The organism is Bradyrhizobium sp., from assembly GCF_049581145.1.
In the GTDB taxonomy this organism is placed as follows: domain Bacteria; phylum Pseudomonadota; class Alphaproteobacteria; order Rhizobiales; family Xanthobacteraceae; genus Bradyrhizobium.
This window is the reverse complement of the sequence record NZ_JBAURI010000040.1, coordinates 1-2,066: the sequence shown is the minus strand read 5'-3', so window position 1 is coordinate 2,066 and position 2,066 is coordinate 1. Positions and strand designations below refer to the sequence as shown.

Annotated in this window: 2 protein-coding genes and 1 pseudogene; all 3 read left to right on the top strand. The window is 62.7% G+C overall.

From position 1 onward, the window contains the following. A pseudogene (locus tag WCB02_RS01265) lies at nucleotides 1-270 on the top strand (prolyl aminopeptidase); the annotation flags it as partial. 31 nt (nucleotides 271-301) lie between these two features. Next, nucleotides 302-973 (top strand): hypothetical protein, encoded by a 672-nt coding sequence (locus WCB02_RS01260; protein WP_423955471.1) that lies wholly within the window; start codon nucleotides 302-304, stop codon nucleotides 971-973. Between the two features lie 247 nt (nucleotides 974-1,220). Next, nucleotides 1,221-2,066: FAD-dependent oxidoreductase (locus WCB02_RS01255; protein ID WP_423955469.1), on the top strand; the 846-nt coding region annotated here is incomplete at its 3' end.

The window sequence follows — 2,066 nt, the reverse complement described above, 5'->3', positions numbered from 1 at the left end:
ATGGAGGCGCATTATTTCGCCAATGACTGCTTCATGCGGCCCGAGCAGCTTCTCGACGAGGCGGTAAAGCTTGCCGGCATTCCCGGCGTCATCGTGCAAGGCCGCTACGATCTGCTGTGTCCGCCGTCGACCTCGCACGCGCTGGCCGCGCGCTGGCCAGATACCGAAATCCGTATCGTCGAAGAGGCCGGCCACTCGCTGTACGATCCCGGTGTCAGGAACGCCGTGATGAAGGCGATCGCCGACACGGCTTCAAGGACAGTCAGTTGAAGGAAAATCAGACTCTTAAGGGAAACCAGATATGCCGCTCGCCGGAAAAGGAATGCTGTTGACGTCGATGGATGTCGACGCCGCCGACGAGGCCGAGTTCAACCGCTGGTATGATCGCGAGCATCTCGAAGAGCGTGTCGCGATCGAGGGCTTCGTCGAAGCCAGGCGCTATGTCGCGCAGACCGGCGGCCCGAAATATCTCTGCCTGTATTCGACCAAGACCGTCGAGGTGCTGGACAGCCCGGCCTATCGCGCGCGGCTCGCCAATCCGACCCCGGGGTCGACCAGGAACATGGCGCGGTTCAAAAACATGATCCGCGCGGTGGCGCGCATCACCTCTAGCCGCGGACAAGGACGCGGCGCGGTGCTCGGCATCGTTCGCCTGCGTCCGCACGCCGGCAGCGAAGCCGCATTGCGCGCCGCGCTGGACAAGGCGCTTGATCCGGCCGGCGTCGATGGGGTGATCTCGATGCATCTGATCGAGAGCGATCCCGCCCTCTCCGGGCCGACGCCTGAAATTCCCTCCGCTGCCGGTGCCGGCGACTGGTTCGTCCTGATCGATGGCACGAATGGGAACGCGGTCTCCGCGATCATGGCGGCGCGCTTCACCAGCACCGCGGCATCCGCGCAAGCGACGCTGGTCTCATCGGGGATTTATGACCTGATGTGGGACCTCGCAAAAAGCGACATCGCTTTGACTTGAATCATTCACACATGCGCCGGCCCGCCGCATATTGCAGCGCCACATCACGGCGCATTACGGCCAATGATATTAACGTTACGCATTGCACCGTTGAAAACGGCTTGGCCGGCAAATTTGGCTTTGTGCATCATCTTGAATGGCTCTAATAGGATAACCCTATGATCCCATACGGAAACCATAAGAGCGCCGGTTAAGCCCTCTCAAAGGAAAAGGCCGCGCTTCTCTCTCACCCCGGCGCGGAAAGCAGATGAAACCAACTGATATTTCGGCCCCCGACTACTTCCATAAAGTGGTCGACTGCCAGTGGGCCTGCCCTGCGCACACGCCCGTTCCGGAATACATCCGTTTGATTGCCGAGGGTCGCTACAGCGACGCCTATATGATCAATTGGCGCTCGAACGTGTTTCCCGGAATTCTGGGACGCACCTGCGACCGGCCGTGCGAGCCCGCCTGCCGCCGCGGCCGGGTCGAGGAAACGCCGGTCGCGATCTGCCGGCTCAAGCGGGTGGCCGCCGATTTCAAGGACGACATCAGGCATCGCCTGCCAAAGCCGGCACCGAAGAACGGCAAGCGCATCGCGCTGGTCGGGGCCGGTCCAGCCTCGCTGTCGGTGGCGCGCGATCTGGCGCCGCTCGGCTATCACTGCACGGTGTTCGATGCCGATCCCAAGGCCGGCGGCATGATGCGGTCGCAGATCCCGAAATTCCGGCTGCCGGATTCGGTGATCGACGAGGAGACCGATTACATCCTGGGCCTCGGCATCGAGTTCAAGGCCGGCCATCGCGTCGAGAGCATGAAGGCGCTGTTGGCCAACGAAGGTTCGGCCGACAAATATGATGCGATCTTCGTCGGCTCGGGCGCGCCGCGCGGTCGCGAACTCGCCATTCCCGGCCGCAAGGAAGCCGCCGCCAACATTCATATCGGCATCGACTGGCTCTCCAGCGTCTCGTTCGGCCACACCGACAAGATCGGCAAGCGCGTGATCGTGCTCGGCGGCGGCAATACCGCGATGGACTGCTGCCGCACCGCGCGCCGTCTCGGCGGTGAGGACGTCAAGGTGATCGTGCGCTCCGGCTTCGAGGAGATGAAGGCG

Excerpts from the sequence above, each read along its gene's own strand:
- WCB02_RS01260 (WP_423955471.1), top strand. The coding sequence starts at position 302 with ATGCCGCTCGCCGGAAAAGGAATGCTGTTGACGTCGATGGATGTCGAC.